The organism is Streptomyces sp. NPDC002776 (assembly GCF_053592195.1).
Map to the genome: position 1 here is coordinate 749,022 of NZ_JBSFVG010000001.1, position 17,589 is coordinate 766,610.

Sequence of the window (17,589 nt, forward strand, 5' to 3'; positions counted from 1 at the left end):
GGATCACCCTGTGAATTCACCAACGTAGTAGAAGGTTCCGTAGTGGTCCGGTGTGTAGTAAGCGGGACCGGGGCCGTCTTTCGGGGTCAGAAGACGTTCAGTGCCCCTGATCTCCTTGCCGCAACCGGGTGCGCTGCACTGCGGGAGGTCGACCTTGGCGTTGACGTCCCACTCCTTGTACTTGCCGCCTGGCAGCTGGGCCTTGTTGTTACCCCAGTTCGCGTTGCCATGGTAGCCGTCGACCTTCCCAATACTTCCGGGCCGGGCATTGACCTTGTTCAGCATGTCCACAGCCCTTTGTGGCGCGGGGCCGGGGAGCAGCCCGGGGCCGTCGGGGCTGCCGGTGTCGCCACCGTGCTGGTGGCACCGAGGTGCCAGACCCAGCGGATCCGACCAGCTGTGGGGGTTGTGGACGTAGGTGACGGGGTTCGGCGCCGGCAGCAGGCCGAGGGGGTCGGGGCTGGTGTAGCGCGCGGTCTCAGGGTCGTAGTGCCGGTGGTGGTTGTAATGGAGACCGGTCTCCGGGTCGTGATACTGGCCCGGGAAGCGCAGCGGGGTGTATGCACGCGCACCGCTGTTCCAGGCAGTGGTCCCCCAGAGTGTTGACCTCGTGTACCAGGCGACTTCCCCGTTCGGGGAGACCAGCTCGGTCGGAGTGCCCACGAGATCGGTGACGATGGCGAAGAAGCGCTCGTCGATGGTTTCCTGCGGTGCCTCCGCCGCCCAGATGCGTTCGGCCTGGCTGAGAGGAGACAGACCGTCGTGATCCCAGGTGAGCGTGGTGTTGCCACCCGTACCGCCGTGCTCGGTGGTCTGTTCGCAGAGCGTGTTCCCGTCCCAGGTGAAGACGGTGCGCTCCAGGACGGTCACCCCGTCGGCGTCGAGTCTGAGCTTCGCGGTCCGTCGGCCCAGTGGGTCGTATGTGTATCGCCAGCGACTGCCGTCCGGCGTGATGACAGCCGCGAGCCGGTCCTCGCAATCCCACTCGTAGCGCCAGATGTCGGGCTTGCGGGATAGCCGCGTCTTACGTCGTACGACAACGCGTCCCTGGGCGTCGTACTCGTAGTGCACGCCACCGGCCCGCGTGAGCCGTGTGCCCGTGTACGCGCGCGACCCGGCGGCTTCATGCCCGGGATGCCGCGCGGGCCACTCGGCCTCCGTCTGATTGCCGGCGGAGTCGTAGGCATAGCGCTCGCTCCAGCCCTCGGCGTGCACCGCCGTGACCCGCCCCTGGACGTCGAGGTCGAAGCCTCGATTGCCCGTGCGGGAGTCCTGGGTACCTATGAGGTAGCCGTCGGGGCGGTAGGTGTAGGTGCGCTCGGATATCAGGCGGTCACCAGGCGCCGTACTCACCTGCGTGATCAGCCGATCGAGGCTGTCATAACCGCGAGTGAGGGTGAGTGCGCCGTCCACGCGGCGAACGATCTCCCGATCCGCCGCGTCGTGCCCGAAGTCGATGGTGTGACCCGCTGTGGCCAGCCGCGCGGTGCGGCCGGCGGCGTCATACTCCCAGGTGCTGCGCGCGCCCGATGGGGTGATGCGCGACGTCCGATTACCGGCGGCGTCGTAGGCGAAACTCACGGTCCGGCCGTCGACGGACTCCCGGATACGACGGCCCAGCGGGTCGAGTTCCACTCGCAGGCTGCTGTCAGGCCCGACAGCACCGATCAGTGAACCGTTCACCGCGTACGTGTAGACAGTGGTGGTTCCGTCGGCGTCCTTGGCGGTGATCCGGCCCAGCGGGTCCCGCTCGTAGAGGACGCTGTGTCCAAGGGCGTTGGTCCGGGTCACGAGCTGGCCCGCTGCGTCGTAGGCGTAGCGGGTGGTGCGACCGTCGAAGTCGGACTCGGCCAGGAGTCGCCCGGCCGCGTCGTAGGTGTAATCCCAGCTCAGGCCTTGTGGGTTGGTCACCGTGGTGAGGCGGAGAGCGGCGTCGTGGGTGAAGGTGAAACGCTCGCCTCCTGGACCGGTGCGTGCGCTGAGCCGGTCGAAGTGGGTGTACTCGAACGTGCTCACCTGACCCACCGCGTCCACATGACGGACGCAGTTGCCCTCGCCGTCGTACTCCCAGGTCTCGTACGCCCCATCCGGTTCGACTCGTCGAGCGGGCAGGCCCTCGACGGTCCACTCCAGGCGGGTTTCGTGACCGAGCGCGTCGGTCACCCCGGTGGTCAGTCCGAAGGCGTTGTACGCGTAGCGCGTGGTATTGCCGAGGCCATCGGTGACCGTGAGCGGGAGGCCAGCAGCATTGTTGGTGTAGGCGGAAGCACGGCCCGACGCGTCCCGGGCCTCAACGAGACTGCCGTCCGCCCCCCGGAGGAAGTGCGTGGTCGCGCCGACGGGGTCCGTGATGGCGGTGACGTTTCCGCGCTCGTCGTTGGTGTACCGCCAGACCGAGCCGTCCGGCAACGTGATGGCCGAGACGACATCCCGTTCGTCGTACTCGGCACGTACCGCGGAACCATCGGGCCGGATCACCTCCAGCGGTTGCCCCACTTGGTTGTGCACGAAGGTCGTGCGCCGCCCGAGTTGATCCGTACTCGCGATGACGTGCTGATGCGCGTCATAGGTCGTAGTGACCGTGCCCCCCAGCGGATCGACTTCGGCGACCACCAGGCACCGGTCGTCAACGACGAAGCGCGAGACGGTGCCGTCGGCGGTGGTGAGGGTGGTGACGCGGCAGTCGGGCCAGGCGGGATCTGTACCGTCGTACGTGAGGCTGATTGCAATGTGTCCGGCCTCGCCGCCCTCGGCGAGGCAGCGGTCCTGGTCGTCATAGGCGTAGAGGTATCGCCTTCGGTTCGTGTCCTCCCACGAGGTCACGCGCAGTCGCTCATCGTAGGTAAACCGGAGCGGCAGACCGGAGGAGTTGACGACTTCGCTGAGGTTGCCGTCGGTGTATCCGTACCGCTTGATGAGAACGTCAGTGCCGTCGTCGGCTGCCCCGGCAAGGCTCAGGGCGGTGACGCGGCCTCCGTCGGTGGTGAGTTTGAGGTGATATCCACCGGAGTGGCGGATCGCGAGCGGTGTGCCGTGCTCGTCGTGGTCGAAGGTGATCGTGTGCTGGTTGCGGTCGCTGATGCCCGCCGGCAGGGCTATGCCGGCGGCGGTGGGGTGGGTGAAGTGATGGGTGCGGCCGGTGAGCGGGTCGTCGATGCGGTAGCCGCCGTCGTCGAGACGGGTCAAAGGTCGTCGAGGGCCTGACTCGGGCAGGACCGACATGTGCGGGCTCGAGGGGTGGGGATAAATGAGGAGCAGACCGTCCTCAGTGACGAAGACGATGCCGGTGTCATCGACTTCGAGGCGTTGGTCGATGGTGGAGGCCCACGTGGGACCGAACCACCATCCGCAGCGGTAGTCGGAGGCGACGCGGCGAGTGAACGCCAGGGGCAGCAGGCCCGGCAGCTCGACGTCGGTCTGCGGCAAGTACATGGCGCCGGAAGCCATGTCGACGGGGTCACTGCCCTTGGACTTGACCAGGTTCTTGGCGCGGTTGTAGGCGCCCTTGGCGCCGTCGGTGACCATGGTGCGGGCGTTCTTGCCCAGACCTCGTATGGCCAACCCCATGCCCTTCAGGCCGCCCTGGATCCCCTTCACGGCGGCCATACCGCCCTTGAGGCCCCTGGCAAGTCCGCCCAGTGTCGTCAGGCCCTTGAACGCGGGTATACAACCCAGTGCGGCGAAGGCCACGTCCCAGAGCGATGCCCGGCCCTGCGAATATTTGTAGAGCGTATCCGCAAGCACCACGAGCGCGGCCACCAGCAGAATTGCGCCGAGGATCGGCCCCCCGATGATCATCGCGATCACACCCACCACCGCCACGACGACCTTGCACACGGCGACGATCGTGTCCCAGTTGTCGACGAACCAGTCCCCGATGTCCTCCCACCACGACCGGTTCTGAATCCCCGCGTCCGACGCCTCATCGATCTTCGTCTTAGCGGTCCTGGCGGCCTCCTCGCGCATCTTGCGCGCGTCCTCGGCCATCTTCTTCGCCGCGTCCAACGCACCCTGCGCATCCGCGACATCGCCGCGGGCGGTCGCTTGCGCGCTCTCCGCCTGCTGCACATCCCGGGTGGCGGCGCGGACCTTCGCCTCGTCCGGCTTATCGGCCGCCTTACTGCCCGTCGGGTCGTCCTTGTACTTGTCGGCTTCCTTCCCCGCCCGCGTCACCCACGAATCAGCCGTCGACAGCCGCGACTTGGCCGACGCGAGATCCGACCGCGCCTCCCGCCCCCGCGCCAGCGCCCGATCCGCCAACGCCTGCGCCCGCTCCAGCTTCGGCCAGTAATCCGCCAGCGCATCACCGCACAACTCGTACGACGACTTCAGCTTCTTCAGATTCTTCGGCACATCGGCGAAGTCCTCCTTGAAGACCTCAGCCGACTTACCCGCCCACTCCGCGAGCGTGCCCTCCCCCGCCATCCCCTTCACCAGACGCAACGCATCCGACACGTCATCCGCGAAGTCATGCAGCTTCTTCGCCAGCTGCCGCACCTGCTGCGGATCCCCCGGCACCGGATCACCGTCCAGATCCAGGACATGCCAATCCGTGGGCCGATGCCCCGCCATACCGCAACCCCCGTCACGTACGCACCACCAACAACCGTATGCACACGGGAACATACAAGGGTCAGACGTTCGATGCGAAGGGTGGCCGGTGGATCCGCGGACTCAGTGATACGGGTCCGGCGAGAACGAGGGCCGCTCGCTGGGAAAGTCGTCGGGGAAGAAGGGGACACGCAGAGCCCCGCCGAGGAGGGCGAGGACGAGGTCGGCCGAACTGCGGGCACTCACGACCGCACCGAGCCGGCCGGCCTGGATGATCACGGTCGGCCAGTGTTCGGGGTCACCCTCGGGAATCCATGCGAGCAGATCGGCGTTGTCGGTGACACCCCACTGCACGAGGTCCCCGGGTTCGGCCCGGTAGGCATCCAGGACGGGCAGCGGCCTGTCCTGGAGGAGTGCGCGCATCCGCCCGGTCTGCTCGGCGATGTCGAGATACCCGTTGGACGCACTCTGCGCGAAGATCCACAAAAATTCGTCGAAACAGCCCGCCCCGTAGGTGCTGGTCAATGCACGGTGGCTCGCGGGAACGGTCAGGCCGGGTTCTCCTGGTCCGGGCCGAGGTACCAGCTGGACCACGGGGCGGGGTGGCGGGGGACAAAGATCCTTGAGGTGGGAGAGCACGGCATCCGCGCCCGGCTTCTCCATGGATCTCTCCTCGCGACCTACTCCGCGAAGCGGAACGTAGAAGTAATCGCATCGAAGATGTCGAAGAACGAGTCCGCCAGATCCAGCACCTGGCTGCTCCCCGCCACCAGCGCCACCTTCCCCTCCTGGCCCGGCACCGGGATGAAGGTCTGCATCAGCACCGCGCGGATCGTGCGCTTCAGCGCGTCGTCGGGGACCGCGATGTCCTCGATGCCGTACGTCCGGGCCGCCGGGCCCACGCCCGGGATGTCGACGGTGGTCACCTTGCGCCAGGAGTCGCCCTCCTTCTTGGCCTCCTTGACCGCGAGTTGGCTCGCCATGACCGACGGGTCCGTCGACAGGGGCTCGCCCGACTGCGAGCGGCCGCCCACCAGGGACACCGTCACCGAGCCCGTGATCGGGGTGTCGCCGCCGAAACTCTCCGCCATGCAACCGCAGTACAGCGCACCCGACTTCCAGGCGTCGGCGGCTGCCTTGCGGAGGAACTCCACGTACACGTCGCGGTACTTGGACAGCTCCGGGTGGCCGGCTACGCGCTCGTTCACCATGCGGCGGATCGAGTCGTCGCGGGACTCCGGGCGGACGTCGAACTCCCACCACGACTCCGGCACCTTGATCCGGAAGCCACCGCGCTCGATCGTGAGCGCCTCCATGTAGCGGGCCATGACGTCGACCTTCCCCCTTCATCCGATGTACGGTGCCGATCAGCCTACGAGTACCAGTCGGGGGACGCATACATGGGCAAGGGCAAGAGCGACCTGTCGCTGCCGCTGACCGAGCTGGAGGACTACGGGCGGCGGCTGCGGTCCATCAAGACCCGGATGAACCACACCAAGAAGATGTTCGAGGCCTACGCGGACGACATCGGCGACGGCACCGTCAACAGCGCTCTCGGGGACTTCGAGTCCAACTGGGAGGACGGCCGCGAGGACATCGGCCAGCAGCTCGACGCCCTCGCCGGCATGTCCGACGCCGTGGTCCGCGAGTTCAAGAAGCTCGACGACGAGCTCGCCAAGCAGGTCAACGACGCGATGAAGACCGAGGACAAGCGGCCGAAGAAGGACAAGGGCTGAGCCCGGGACTTGGGCCGCGCCCCGTCAGCCCACCTCGTTCTCCGCCACCGCCTCCCCGCGGACGATCACGTCACCGCCGTAGAACATGCCGGTGAAGACCGGGGAGTACGTGAGCTGGACCTGGACCTGCACCTGGTCCACGTCCGCCGCCACGCAGTGCGTCGCCGCGATGTCCGGACCGGTCATGTCCATCTCGCGGGCGAAGGCCTTCACACGGGCGTCGCAGTTCTCGTAGTTGATCGGCGCGGGCCCGCCCTCGTTGTCGTAGAGGGCCTCGCGGTCGATGTCCTGGGCGGCGTAACGGGCGGCCTGTTCCGCGATGTCGGCCGCGCGCTCGCGCTTGCTGATGGACATGCCTCCGTCGATGACGAACGCCGCGAGGGACAGGAACAGCAGCGCGAAGATGATCACCGCGCCGGCGCCCGAACCGCGGTCGTCCATCCCCGCGCGGACCTGCGAGAACCACCGTCTCACGCCGACCTCCGGAAGGGGTCCAGCGGCGAGCTGAAGGTCGCGTCCATCGTCGGGTCGATGTCCAGGCCGAGCATCGCCAGGCCCCTGACCCTGCAGCTGACCTGGACCGAGAAGAGGGGGTCCACCTCCGGGTCGAAGCCCGCGCTCGTCTGCGTCACCGTCACCGGGCCCGAGCACACGTCCGCCAGGTTCGCGGCAGCCGCCTTGCGGGCCTCGGCCATCGCCGTGCCGTGGTCCTTCTGGATGGACCCGGCGCGGGCCGCGTCCCGGGCGGCACCGTCCAAGGCGCCCCGCCCGTCGACGAGTTGCCCGAAGGCGACCAGCACCAGGATGAACAGCATCATCACCGGGGCGAGGATCACGACCTCGATGGTGGACAGGCCCCGGTCCTCCCGCAGGGACCGCATCAGTTCTCCCCCTCCGGCACGAACCGCTCCACCGGCCCCGCCGACTGCGCGTGCACCGTCAGGTCCAGGCCCGGGAAGACCGACGGCACCCGCGCCGTGATCTCCACGCCCACCGTGTTCTGCTCCGGCTGGAGCATCGTCACGTCCGGCGAGAGCACCAGCGTCGGGCCGAGCTGCTCGATGTAGCTGTCGACGACCGTACGGGCCTCGCCGCGCCAGCCCCCCGGCTGGGCGTCCGCCGTGGCACGGGCCTTGCGGGCACCGGCCTGGGCCGCCGCCTGGGCCACGTGATCGGCGAAGAAGTACAGCGCGAACTGCACGGTCGCGAAGATCATGAAGAACAGGACGGGGGTCAGCAGCACGAACTCGATCGCGGACATGCCGGAGTCGCCGCGCGTGGCGGCTTCCTCCCGTCTACGGCGTACCCAGGCCCGCATACGTCGCTGCACCCCCGTCACCATGTTCAGCAGGTGCCGGCCGCGCTGGCGCCCTCGATGCAGTCCTCCACGTTCTCCGCGCCGGATTCCAGCGCGCGGTTGATGATCGCGGCGACCACGCCGACGATCGCCACGACGACCGCGGAGATGATGACCCACTCCACGGCCGAGGCGCCGCGGTCCAGTTCGCCGGAGCGGGCGCGCTGCACACGGCTCTGCAGGAAGGTGACGAGGAAGTCCACCGCCGGGATCCCGGTACGGAAGTTCCGTTCGGTCATGGTCAGTTGTCCTTTCAGAGGGTTGGTCGGCGTCAGACCTGGAACACGCGCATGGCGGCCGGATAGATCAGGAACACCAGGAAGCCGGCGCACAGCAGCAGCTGCGCCACGAGCATCGACTGCGACTTCTCGCCCGCGCTGCCCTCGATCTCGGCGAGTTCGCGGTGCCGCATGGTCTCGGCGCGGGAGGCGAGGGACTCCCGGACCTTCGCGCCGTCATCGGCGACCAGGGCCAACGACGCCGACAGGTCCTTCAGTTCCTCCACGCCCAGCTCCTCGCCGAGCGCACCCAGCGCCTGCCACTGGCTGGTGCCGGTGATCCGGGCGTCGGCGAGGGCGTTGCGGATGCGCTGGTTGGCCCAGCCGTCCGAGATCTCGGCCGCCGCCATCAGCGCCTCCGGCAGACCGCGTCCGCCGGCCAGGCTCATCGACACCAGGTCCAGATAGGCGCCGATCACCCGCCGCAGGTCGCGCCGCTTGTCGGCGGCGTCCCGCCGTACCTCCACATCGGGGAGGAAGAAGAAGAGGACCGCGAAGAGCAGGGCCAGCCAGACCGGGATGACCGGGCTGCTGCCGAAGCCGAGGGTCCAGACGACCGCGAACAGGAACGGGCCGAAGAACAGGCCTGCCACCCCCAGCAGCACCTTGGTCGCCAGGAACTTCTCCCAGCTGCGCTCCAGCACCGCGAGGTCCGCCCGCAGCGAGCGCTGCTCCCAGCCCTGCTGCAGGTAGAACTCGGCGACCCGGCGGCCGACTTCGGTCCGGGTCGAGGAGAAGCGGCCCGTGTCCTGCGTGGTGCGCGCCGATCCGTACGCCGCACCCCGCGCCCGCATCGCGTCGATCCGCGCGACCTGGGCGACGGCGCTGCGCTTGGTCGGCATCAGGGCGCGGACGAGGGTGTACACGCCCAGTCCGAAGATCGCGCCGACGACGATCGGCATCGTCACATCGCTCACTGGCGTGCCCCCTCCTCCGGCTGAAACGGCGACGGCTGGGCGGCACCGGAGGGTGTCCGCGGCCGCACGAACTGCACCGACGCCTCGTCGCGGACCAGGAAGCGCTCCGGTGTCTCGATCGTCGACAGCTTGCGCAGCCACAGGAAGCCCAGCGCGAACAGGCCGCAGACGCAGGCGAGGACGAGCTGGCCGATCGGGTCGCCGTACGGCTCGACGAACTCGCGGTTGAAGACGGACAGGCCGAGTACGAAGGCCACGGACACCGCGACGACGATCTGCACCGAGCGCCGGGTGGACGCCCGTTGGGCCATCACGCGCTGACGCATGTCGACCTCCTCGCGGGCGGACTTGGCGAGCGCGCCGAGCACCTGCCGCAGACCGGGGCCGCGCAGCCGGGCGTTGAGGATGAGCGCGGCGACGATGATGTCGGCGGAGGCGTCGTCGATCTCGTCGGCGAGCTGCTGGAGCGCGTCGGGCAGCGGGGTGCGTGAGCGCAGCCGGTCGACGAGCGCGTCCAGGTGCGGCCGCAGCACCGGGGCCGCGGCCCGCGCGGACGCCGGGATGGCCTGCTCCAGGCCGACCGCGCCGGCGATGGTGTCGCGCAGCGACTCCGTCCAGGAGGCGAGCGCCTCCACCCGCTTCATGGCGGCCCGCTCCTCGGCGGCCCCGCCGAAGAGCCGGTCCCAGAAGAAGACGAGGATCCCGGCCGCGATGCCGAGCACCGCCCACCGGGTGAGCAGCAGGACGACCAGTCCTACGCCCGCGGCGAGCGACCCGCGCTGACCGGCGAACCGGATCAGTTCGTTGGCGCGCTCGCTCGCCCGCTGCTTCTCGTGCTCGGGCTTGGCGGGCAGTCCGCGTACGGCGATGAGGAGCAGCGCGAGTCCGCCGCCGACGGCGACACCGCAGACGAGCGCGTACAGGACGGTCGTGGAGAACAGGCCGCCCATGGAGCCGAGTTCACTCATGTGCTCACCCCCACGTTCCGGCGGGCCGGTATCCGTGCGCCATCAGGTCCTCCAGGCAGGCGAGCGGTGCGTGCGGTACGACGCGGCCGTCGGGCGCCTCGGCGAAGACCTCGCTGGACAGCACGCGGCCGTCGACGCCGTTGACCTCGCGGATGGAGGTGACCATGCGCTGGAGTCGGCCGCCGCTCTGGTAGTCGTTGCGCCGCTGGATGAAGACGACGAAGTTCACCGCGCCCGCGATCAGCATCTGGCTGGCCTCGATGGGCAGTCGCTCGGTCGCCTGCAGCGCATAGGTGGAAATACGGTTGAAGACCTCGCTGGAGCTGTTCGCGTGGATCGTCGACAGCGAGCCGTCGTTGCCCTGCGACATCGCGTTGAGCATGGTCACGATCTCGTCGCCGAGGACCTCACCGACGATGACCCGGGAGGGGTTCATCCGGAGGCTGCGGCGGACCAGCTCGGCCATGGTGATGGCCCCCTGCCCCTCGGAGTTGGGCAGCCGCTCCTCGAACGCCACGACGTTCGGGTGGAGTTCGGGGAAGGTGTCGAGCCCCAGCTCCAGGGCGCGCTCGACGGTGATCAGGCGCTCATGGCCCGGGATCTCGTTGGCGAGGGCCCGCAGCAGCGTGGTCTTTCCGGCGTTGGTGGCGCCCGCGATCATGATGTTCTTGCGGGCGCGGACCGCGCAGGCGAGGAAGTGGCCGACCTCGGGGGTCAGCGTGCCGTTGCCGACGAGGTCGGAGATGAAGACCTTGCCCATGCGTGCGCGGCGGATGGACAGCGCGGGGCGCCGGGCGACGTCCATGACGGCCGACAACCGGGAGCCGTCGGGCAGCCGCAGGTCGAGCTGAGGGTTGGCGGAGTCGAAGGGCCGGGAGGAGAGACCGGAGTAGGCACCGAGCACCTGGATCAGCTCGATGAGCTCCTCGTCGGTCTCCGCGACCGGGTCGCCCTTGACCTCACGGCCGTCGCTGTAGCCGACGAAGACCTGGTCGCACCCGTTGATGTCGATGTTCTCGACCTCGGGGTTGTCCAGGAGCGGCTGGAGGCGCCCCACCCCGAACAGCGCCGCGTGCACGGCCGCCGCGTATTGCTCCTCGGTCTCCGCGTCCAGCGGGGTGCGCCCGGCGTTGATCTCGGTGCGGGCGTACTCCTCCAATATCTGGGCGATGACGGCACGGGCGTACTGCCGCTCGTCCTCGCTGGACATCGGGGTGACACCGCTGGCCTGGTCCAGGCGGCGCTGTTCGGAGATGCGGTCGCCGGCCTCCTGCCGGAACCGCTTGACCAGCTGGTGATCGACAGCGCTCATCGAGCCGCGCCGCCGTTCAGCTGCGCCTGGTGGGTCCATGCGGCGCCGTACTGCTGGTAGATGTCGGCGGCGACCTTGCGGGCCGAGCGGATCAGCAGCGACTTGTCGAGGCGTCCGCGCTTGCGGCCGGCCAACTGGTCGGCGCCGCTGGGGTCCTCGGCGATGGTGCCGACTACGCGGGCGCCGGTCTGGGCGTGCACGAGCATGTCGTTGACCTGGCCCGCGATCTTCGCGGCGTCGCCCGGGTCGGCGATGAGCACGACGCCGATCAGCGGGGTGGCGAGGCTCGCGGTGCCGCGCGGGCCGCCGTGCAGCTTGGTGGCGAGGGCGGCGGCGCGGTCCCGGACCCGGGCGATGGCCTCGGGTTCGGTACGGCTGATCAGCAGGACGAGGGCGGCGTGCGGGAAGAGTTCCACGGCCGGGGTGTCGCCGCTGATCCGGCCGCAGTCGGCGATGACGTCGGCGGGCGCGTGCGGGGAGTCGGCGAGGGCGGAGAAGGCGTGCCCGAGGGTGGGCCACAGCCCGGCGAGACCGGCGGCCTGCTCGGCGATGCCGAGTCCGACGAGGACCTCGAGTCCGCCGCTCAACGGCTGGACGTGGTCCCAGAGTTGGTCGGGCACGAGGCCGCGTCGCGCGGTCGCGGCTATGGAGAGCATGCCGGTGTTCGGGTTGAGCGGCCCGCCGTGCGCGGCGGCACTGCGGTACACCAGGTCGCCGCCCGCCGGGTCGGTCTCGGCGAGCAGGACGCGACGCGGCCAGACCGCCGAGAGGGCGACGGCCGCGGTGGTGACGCCGGGGGAACCCTTGTCGGCGGCGAGAGCGATGAGCGCCATGGGTGGTGTGCCGCCTTCTAGTTGCTGCCGGGGACGAGCACGAGGGCCACTTCGTTGTTGGAGGCGGCCTGGGCGAGGAGGGCGGCTTTGTCGGCGGCGACGGTGAGGGTCACGGCGAGGTTGCTGCTGGCGACGATGTCGTCGCCGCCCGCGCCCGGCACGGAGGTGACGGTGGCCTGGTCGACGATGAGGGTGTCGTTGCCGCCGGCGGCGGCGCCGCTGCCCTCCTCATCGGAGCTGGAGTTGGAGCCGCTGGTGGTGCCGACGCGGTAGGCGGCGACGGTGTCGCCCGCCTTCAGACCGGTGGGGTACTGACCGGCCTTGAGGGAGAGGCCGACGGTGGCCTTGCCCTCGGTGACTCCGACCTGCTCGCTGAACATCTCGCCGACCGGCACGACGCCGGCCGGGATGGTGTGGAGGGCCTTGAGCTCCTTCAGGTCGTCCAGGAATTCCCACTTGACGTAGTGGATGCTCTCGTCCTCGGCGACCATCACGGAGGTGACGTTGTCGTCGGTGACGGATCCGCCGGCCGGGATCTCCTTGGTGACCTTGACGACCTCGATCCGGTCACCGGCCTGCAGCACCAGCATGGTCGCGCCGAGCGCGCCGACCAGGATCAGCAGCACCGCCAGTGCGGCCAGCGCGGGTTTGCGCTCGCGAGGAGGGGTGGGAAGCCGATCGCCGACCGACGGCTGAGCCGGAGCGGCGGAACGTCCAGCGCCCGCCCCCGTACGCTCTTGGATCTTCACGCAACCGCTCCCCGTACACCCAAGAAATTGTCTGCCACGACTGTCAAATTCTCTGCAATTCCGGACACTTCACCCGGCTTCCCGCTTCATCGTCGCGGTCTGCGCGGATAGTCAGCAGCTGGGGTGAGTGTCAAGCCATGGCACCGTATCAGCCGCCCATAAGCCCCTCAAGACGCGTCCGGCCCCGTGGGGAACGGTGGCGGGACTGTTACTCATCCGCAACTGGAATGCCCCGGTGACCCAGTTGCGCACGCGGTAGTGAGCTGCGTCTGCCTGTGCGGTAGCGAAGGGGAACCGGGCACCGCACCGCCTGTTCGGCACGCGGTGACCATGAGCCCTGCACGATTCACTCACGAGATGAACCTGGTCCACACCCACGAGTGAATCGAGGACCGTTCGGATCCTTACCGTGGTGAGCCAGAGCCGCCGAGACCTGGAGGCAACTGATGTCCGTGGATCTGTCCTTCTTCCGCTCGGAGACCTCCCAGCGCCTGCGTGCGGGCCGTGACGGTGGACTCCGCCGACGACCTGTTCGCGGCCCCCGAAGCCTGATCGTCCTCTTCCCCGTAGTCCGTGCCCCGACGAGTTTCGCACCAGCGAAGCTCTCAGTAGAGTGCCGCCGGTGACAACAGCCGACGGGATACGGGGGGCGGCGACGGTGAGCGCGCTGAGGGCATACGGCACGGAAGGGGGCCGGCTCGCGCGGGCACTCCTCGCGTTCTGCGCTCTCGTGGCAGCGCTGTTCGCGGCTTTTGCCACAGCGACTCCGGCCCGCGCCGACACCCAGGCGGCCTACCTGGCCGACCGTCTCCGCGAGAGCCCGGTGTACGTCTCGGACCAACTCCCGCGCGACGTACCGAAGTCGATGACTCCGGACTTTGCCGAGGTGGCGAAGCGCACGGGCGTCCCGACGTATGTCCTCGTCCTGCCCGGTCAGGCGGCGGACGGGGAGGCCCTGCTCGGTGCAGTGCACGACCGGCTCGGCAAGGACGGGCTGTTCGTGCTGATCGACGAGTCCTCGGTCTCGCACGCCACGGCCTACGGCGTCTCCGCACCGGCAGAGAACGCCCTGACGATCTGTCTCTACGAACTGCCCTACGACGCCGGATCGTTGCGCGAGTTCGAACTGTTCGCGGAGGCCATCGCCCAGGGCCCCGAGAAGGCGGCGGCTCGGGCGGAGGCGGCTCGGGAGAAGTACCAGGACGACGACCCGGAGCAGATGTACATCGGTCCGGCGGACCGGGAGAACCAGTCCACTCTCACCGGCGTCCTCCTCGCCGGCGCACCCACGCTGCTCCTGCTGCTGATCCCCTACGTACGTCGGTGGCGGCGCCGACTGCGGGGAGCGACCGGCAAGCCCAAGTACGGCTGGTCCGCGCCGGTTCTGGCGTTGGGCACCGCCGTCGCCATCGCCGTAACCGCACCCCTCGTCTTCGACCAGACGACGTCCAGCGCCTCTCCCCCGCCCCGGGCCATCGACCTGAACGCCCGGATCGACCGCGTGGCAGAGGGCCTTGCCAAGGACCCGGTGTACATCGACAGGGAAAGCCCACGCGTCCTGGACTCCGCCCAACTGGCACGATTGCACAGCCGTATCGAACGATTTGAGCGCACCAAGGGCGGCGGCCCGGTGTTCGTCGCGGTCGTACCACAGCTGTACGCGGACGAGTCCGAGGGCCAGGAGGAGCCGTTCATCGCGGCGGTTCGCGACAAACTCGGCGGCCGCGACGGCGTGTTCGTCGTGGCCGATCCCCTGGACGGCTACATCACCGCCTTCAACTACGGCCTCGGCCTCGACCCTTACGGCCCCTTCTACGACCTCCCGGAGTCCGTCACTTACGGCGACACTAAGTCGGACGAGGCCGAGGACTTCCTCATCGGAGAACGCCTCGACGCCCTGATGACCGCGCTCGACAAGACCGACCGCACCGATGAGCCGACGACGCCCGGCGTCCCCTACTCGGTCTCGGACCCCGTCACGGAGGACGACCTGCCGCCGCTGTACGGCTCCGACTTCTGGCCGAGCCTGATCCTGGGCGTCCTGGCGGCCGGGCTCCTCTTCGGTCTGGTGGCGTCCGTGCTGGGCATCGTCGGTGGTGCGCTACGGCGCCGCAGGCCGCTGCCGACGGAGGCGTTGCCGTTCGTGTCGCCGCACGAGCCGACGGAGTCGTATCTGCGGCAGACGGCGCGGGCGGAGCTGCGGGCGTTGCCGCCCGACGGGACGCCCGAGGGCGCCGGGGACCGCTATGACGCCGCGCTGCTCCTGGTGGAAGGGGACCCGGAGAACCTTCGCCGCGCAGACCCCGCGACGCTCCTCACGGTGATCGTCCTGGCCCGCGCGGCCAGGTGGGACAACGACCTGTGCTGCGCGGTGAACCCCCTCCACGGGCCGGCGGTCTCCCGCCACCACGTACGCGTGTCCGCCACCGGCAACCGCCGCCGCATGCTCCCAGTCTGCGCAGTCTGCCGGGACACGGCGATCGCCGCGCCGCGGGACCTGCCCGGGATGCTGATGAGGCTGCCCGCTCCCGAGGGCGGACGCGTCGCCTACGACTCGGACGCGTCTCACCCGCTGGCGGCCCTTGCCGACGGGGTCTCGCGTGTGGCGGACAGAGTGAGGGAGTCGGCGCATGTCCACTAGGCGTGTCGTCGTTCCCCTGCTGGCAGCCCTGCTGCTGACCGCCCCCACCCCGGCGGCGGCCGACTCCTCCCCCAGCCCTGGGGAACGCATCGCCCGGGTTCTGCGCACGACACCGGTCTACGTCGACGATGCCTACGCGATCCCGCAGGCCCGACAGCGACAACTGGCCGCGCAGGTCGAGGCGACCCACCTCCCCATCAAGGTCGTCCTCACCCCTCTCACCAAGGGCGACGCCTTCAACGGTGACGCGGACGTCCTCGCCACGGTCGTACGCGACCGGCTCCCCCAAGGCGACCTGATCCTCATCACGACGGACGGCGACTTCACGGACTCCCTCAACGGGTACGAGTGGCCGGCCGACACCCACCAGACCGCCGACGCCGTGGCGGCGGCGGGCCTCCTGGACGAGACGAGGAACGCGAGCCTTGCGGACCTGACGTCGAAGGCGGTGAAGCTGGTGGCGGAGGGACAGGGCACGGCGGTGTACGAGGATGCGGTACGGGACCTGGGGGTAGATGCGGAGCGGCGGCCGGGCCCGGCGCCCGACGGGCTTGACGGGAAGGTGAATGGGCGGTCGTGGCCGGTCTGGGCGATGGTCGCGTTGGGGGTGCTCACCTTGGCAGCACTGGCCTCTGCCGTGAGCCGCCGCCGTCGTAGGACCCCATCACCATCGGTGTTCGCCACGGCCCGAGCCGCCGATGAGTCGGCGCTGCGCGCCAGGGCGGAGGCGGAAGTCGTGGCCCTGGCGGAGTCGGCGCAGGCGGCGGATCCGGCGATGACACCGGGCCTGCGGGACGCTCTGGACGCGTACGCGGCGGCGGGGACGGTCCTTGACGAGGCCCGGGGCGTGCCGGATCTGGCGGGAGTCCTGGCGCTGGTGGCCGAGGGCGAGGCGGCGCTCTCCGGTTCCACCGATCCCCTCCCCCTCTGCTTCTTCAACCCCCTCCACGGCCGCGCCGCCCGCCACATGACGTGGCGCCCGCCAGGCCACCGGGATCGCGCACAGGTGGCCGTGTGCGCCGCGTGTGCGACGGCTCTACGGGCCCGCCGCTCGCCCGAGGTCCTGACGGACGGCGAGTCGGTCCCGTACTTCGAGGTGCCGGGGAGCTTCTGGGCGGCTTCGGGGTACGGGTCGCTGCTGCGGGGCGGGGACAGCTTGGCGGCGCGGGTGGGGCGGGGAGAGTTCACGCGGAGCGCGGGTGGGGCGGGGAGACTTCACCGGGAGCATGGGTAGGCACGTATGACGACCAGGACCGAGCACGACAGCAGACCGCCCGCGCTGCCGCCCTCCTCCCACTCCAGAGCTCCGCGAATCGCGGCCGGTGTCGCGGCGGGCGTGCTCTCCCTCGCGCTGACCGTGTGGCTGACGATCGCGCCGGAGACCTTCGGGCTGTCGGCCTCGCCGGGTCTCTTCGATCGGGTGCGGGCCGAGGGCCGTGGCGGTGAGGCGTTCATCTTCGCCTGGGCGCTGATCGCGGTGCCGACGGCGGGCCTGCTGCAGACGCCACTGGCGCTTCGGCGCGGGGCACGGATCGGAGCGGGCTGGGCCATGCTGGCTGCGTACTGGCTGTACGTGGTGGCGATGGCGCCGGTGGCATGGCACTTGGAGGGCGTGTTCCCCGCGACGGACGGGCCGGGCAAAAGCGGGGGCATCTTCGGCGCGGCGGTCCTGTTGGTGGTGAGCGTGCCGGTGGTCGCGGCGGGTTGGGGTGCCGTGTTCCGCGTGAGGGTCTCCCCTGCTCAGGTTCGCGGCCACCTGGCAGCCGTGGTCATCCTGACCAGCACCTTCACCGGAGCGGTGGCGGGCCTGACGGCCGGCTTGGCGTTCGCGTTCCCCCGCACCGGAGCACCGGCCATGGTCCTGCCCGGCGGCATCCTCTGGGGCCTCCACGCGGGCGCGGCGCTGGGCCACGCGGTCGCCGCCCGCGTTCTCCGGTCCGGTGAGCTTTCGCAGGCGGCGGTCGCCTACGCCCGCACCGGCGCCGCGTTGTTCCTGTGCTGCCTGTGCGTGTCCCAGTTGGGCTGGGTGCTGCCGGGGTGGGCGGTCGTGCTGGTGGGGATTCCAGCACCGTTCGTGCTGCTGTTCGGGCCGTGGGGTGGACGGTGGACGGAGTCCAGGGAGGTGAAGTTGCCGAAGGGGGCGTGGGATTGAGCCGCCCGCCGGTCGATAGCTTCCGCGAAGCGGCTGGGCCGGACTGGACCCGAAACGCCCCCTCGACGTCCGAGACCGACGTCACACTCCAGTGC

The 17,589-nt window shown here is 69.7% G+C and carries 16 protein-coding genes; 4 read left to right on the forward strand and 12 right to left on the reverse strand.

From position 1 onward, the window contains the following. Positions 1 to 3: 3 nt before the first annotated feature. The 3 genes from ACWD11_RS03535 to ACWD11_RS03545 form a co-directional block, all read right to left on the reverse strand. Positions 4 to 4,572, reverse strand: a complete 4,569-nt coding sequence (locus ACWD11_RS03535) for an RHS repeat-associated core domain-containing protein (protein WP_451281005.1) — start codon at positions 4,570 to 4,572, stop codon at positions 4 to 6. Between the two features lie 102 nt (positions 4,573 to 4,674). After that, positions 4,675 to 5,076, reverse strand: a complete 402-nt coding sequence (locus ACWD11_RS03540) for a hypothetical protein (protein ID WP_451281007.1) — start codon at positions 5,074 to 5,076, stop codon at positions 4,675 to 4,677. Positions 5,077 to 5,231: 155 nt separating this feature from the next. Next, positions 5,232 to 5,879, reverse strand: coding sequence for a hypothetical protein (locus ACWD11_RS03545; RefSeq protein WP_451281009.1), 648 nt, complete (start codon positions 5,877 to 5,879; stop codon positions 5,232 to 5,234). A 72-nt stretch (positions 5,880 to 5,951) separates the two neighbouring features. Between ACWD11_RS03545 and ACWD11_RS03550 the strand changes: the two genes are divergently transcribed. Continuing rightward, a complete protein-coding gene (locus ACWD11_RS03550) occupies positions 5,952 to 6,287 on the forward strand; it encodes a hypothetical protein (RefSeq protein ID WP_389415512.1) in 336 nt (111 codons plus the stop codon). Positions 6,288 to 6,311: 24 nt separating this feature from the next. On the opposite strand, the gene ACWD11_RS03555 is transcribed toward ACWD11_RS03550, so the two are convergent. From ACWD11_RS03555 to ACWD11_RS03595, 9 genes are read right to left on the reverse strand one after another with little or no spacing between them, the layout of a single operon-like run. Then, on the reverse strand, positions 6,312 to 6,728 hold the full coding sequence (locus ACWD11_RS03555; RefSeq protein ID WP_389415647.1) for a Tad domain-containing protein: 417 nt from the start codon (positions 6,726 to 6,728) through the stop codon (positions 6,312 to 6,314). 29 nt (positions 6,729 to 6,757) lie between these two features. Then, positions 6,758 to 7,168 carry a TadE/TadG family type IV pilus assembly protein gene (locus ACWD11_RS03560; protein ID WP_451281011.1) on the reverse strand — a complete coding sequence of 137 codons (411 nt, stop codon included), beginning with the start codon at positions 7,166 to 7,168 and terminating at the stop codon, positions 6,758 to 6,760. Then, on the reverse strand, positions 7,168 to 7,605 hold the full coding sequence (locus ACWD11_RS03565) for a TadE family protein (protein WP_389415648.1): 438 nt from the start codon (positions 7,603 to 7,605) through the stop codon (positions 7,168 to 7,170). Before ACWD11_RS03565 ends, ACWD11_RS03560 begins: the two co-directional genes overlap by 1 nt. Positions 7,606 to 7,631: 26 nt before the next feature. Beyond that, complete coding sequence (locus tag ACWD11_RS03570; protein WP_389415514.1) at positions 7,632 to 7,883, reverse strand: hypothetical protein; 252 nt, start codon at positions 7,881 to 7,883, stop codon at positions 7,632 to 7,634. A 32-nt stretch (positions 7,884 to 7,915) separates the two neighbouring features. Then, positions 7,916 to 8,824 carry a type II secretion system F family protein gene (locus tag ACWD11_RS03575; RefSeq protein WP_389415649.1) on the reverse strand — a complete coding sequence of 303 codons (909 nt, stop codon included), beginning with the start codon at positions 8,822 to 8,824 and terminating at the stop codon, positions 7,916 to 7,918. Between the two features lie 11 nt (positions 8,825 to 8,835). Beyond that, positions 8,836 to 9,807 (reverse strand): type II secretion system F family protein, encoded by a 972-nt coding sequence (locus ACWD11_RS03580; RefSeq protein ID WP_389415515.1) that lies wholly within the window; start codon positions 9,805 to 9,807, stop codon positions 8,836 to 8,838. 4 nt (positions 9,808 to 9,811) lie between these two features. Beyond that, complete coding sequence (locus tag ACWD11_RS03585) at positions 9,812 to 11,119, reverse strand: CpaF family protein (RefSeq protein WP_389415516.1); 1,308 nt, start codon at positions 11,117 to 11,119, stop codon at positions 9,812 to 9,814. Beyond that, complete coding sequence (locus tag ACWD11_RS03590; protein ID WP_451281013.1) at positions 11,116 to 11,952, reverse strand: hypothetical protein; 837 nt, start codon at positions 11,950 to 11,952, stop codon at positions 11,116 to 11,118. Before ACWD11_RS03590 ends, ACWD11_RS03585 begins: the two co-directional genes overlap by 4 nt. Before the next feature lie 17 nt (positions 11,953 to 11,969). Further along, a complete protein-coding gene (locus tag ACWD11_RS03595; protein ID WP_451281015.1) occupies positions 11,970 to 12,701 on the reverse strand; it encodes a hypothetical protein in 732 nt (243 codons plus the stop codon). A 622-nt stretch (positions 12,702 to 13,323) separates the two neighbouring features. On the opposite strand from ACWD11_RS03595, the gene ACWD11_RS03600 reads away from it, so the two are divergent. Genes ACWD11_RS03600 through ACWD11_RS03610 form a run of 3 tightly spaced genes read left to right on the forward strand, consistent with a single transcriptional unit; the run spans position 13,324 to position 17,494 of the window. Then, complete coding sequence (locus ACWD11_RS03600) at positions 13,324 to 15,342, forward strand: hypothetical protein (protein WP_451281017.1); 2,019 nt, start codon at positions 13,324 to 13,326, stop codon at positions 15,340 to 15,342. Beyond that, positions 15,332 to 16,576 carry a hypothetical protein gene (locus ACWD11_RS03605; RefSeq protein WP_451281019.1) on the forward strand — a complete coding sequence of 415 codons (1,245 nt, stop codon included), beginning with the start codon at positions 15,332 to 15,334 and terminating at the stop codon, positions 16,574 to 16,576. The genes ACWD11_RS03600 and ACWD11_RS03605 overlap by 11 nt, the downstream gene beginning before the upstream one ends. Positions 16,577 to 16,582: 6 nt before the next feature. Further along, positions 16,583 to 17,494: a hypothetical protein gene (locus tag ACWD11_RS03610; RefSeq protein ID WP_451281020.1), complete on the forward strand. Its 912-nt coding sequence runs from the start codon at positions 16,583 to 16,585 to the stop codon at positions 17,492 to 17,494. The last annotated feature ends 95 nt before the right edge of the window (positions 17,495 to 17,589 follow it).

Coding starts and splice junctions, on each gene's coding strand:
- ACWD11_RS03535 (WP_451281005.1), bottom strand. CDS start 4,572: ATGGCGGGGCATCGGCCCACGGATTGGCATGTCCTGGATCTGGACGGT.
- ACWD11_RS03545 (WP_451281009.1), bottom strand. CDS start 5,879: ATGGCCCGCTACATGGAGGCGCTCACGATCGAGCGCGGTGGCTTCCGG.
- ACWD11_RS03550 (WP_389415512.1), top strand. CDS start 5,952: ATGGGCAAGGGCAAGAGCGACCTGTCGCTGCCGCTGACCGAGCTGGAG.
- ACWD11_RS03555 (WP_389415647.1), bottom strand. CDS start 6,728: ATGGACGACCGCGGTTCGGGCGCCGGCGCGGTGATCATCTTCGCGCTG.
- ACWD11_RS03560 (WP_451281011.1), bottom strand. CDS start 7,168: ATGCGGTCCCTGCGGGAGGACCGGGGCCTGTCCACCATCGAGGTCGTG.
- ACWD11_RS03565 (WP_389415648.1), bottom strand. CDS start 7,605: ATGCGGGCCTGGGTACGCCGTAGACGGGAGGAAGCCGCCACGCGCGGC.
- ACWD11_RS03570 (WP_389415514.1), bottom strand. CDS start 7,883: ATGACCGAACGGAACTTCCGTACCGGGATCCCGGCGGTGGACTTCCTC.
- ACWD11_RS03575 (WP_389415649.1), bottom strand. CDS start 8,824: ATGCCGATCGTCGTCGGCGCGATCTTCGGACTGGGCGTGTACACCCTC.
- ACWD11_RS03580 (WP_389415515.1), bottom strand. CDS start 9,807: ATGAGTGAACTCGGCTCCATGGGCGGCCTGTTCTCCACGACCGTCCTG.
- ACWD11_RS03585 (WP_389415516.1), bottom strand. CDS start 11,119: ATGAGCGCTGTCGATCACCAGCTGGTCAAGCGGTTCCGGCAGGAGGCC.
- ACWD11_RS03590 (WP_451281013.1), bottom strand. CDS start 11,952: ATGGCGCTCATCGCTCTCGCCGCCGACAAGGGTTCCCCCGGCGTCACC.
- ACWD11_RS03605 (WP_451281019.1), top strand. CDS start 15,332: ATGTCCACTAGGCGTGTCGTCGTTCCCCTGCTGGCAGCCCTGCTGCTG.
- ACWD11_RS03610 (WP_451281020.1), top strand. CDS start 16,583: ATGACGACCAGGACCGAGCACGACAGCAGACCGCCCGCGCTGCCGCCC.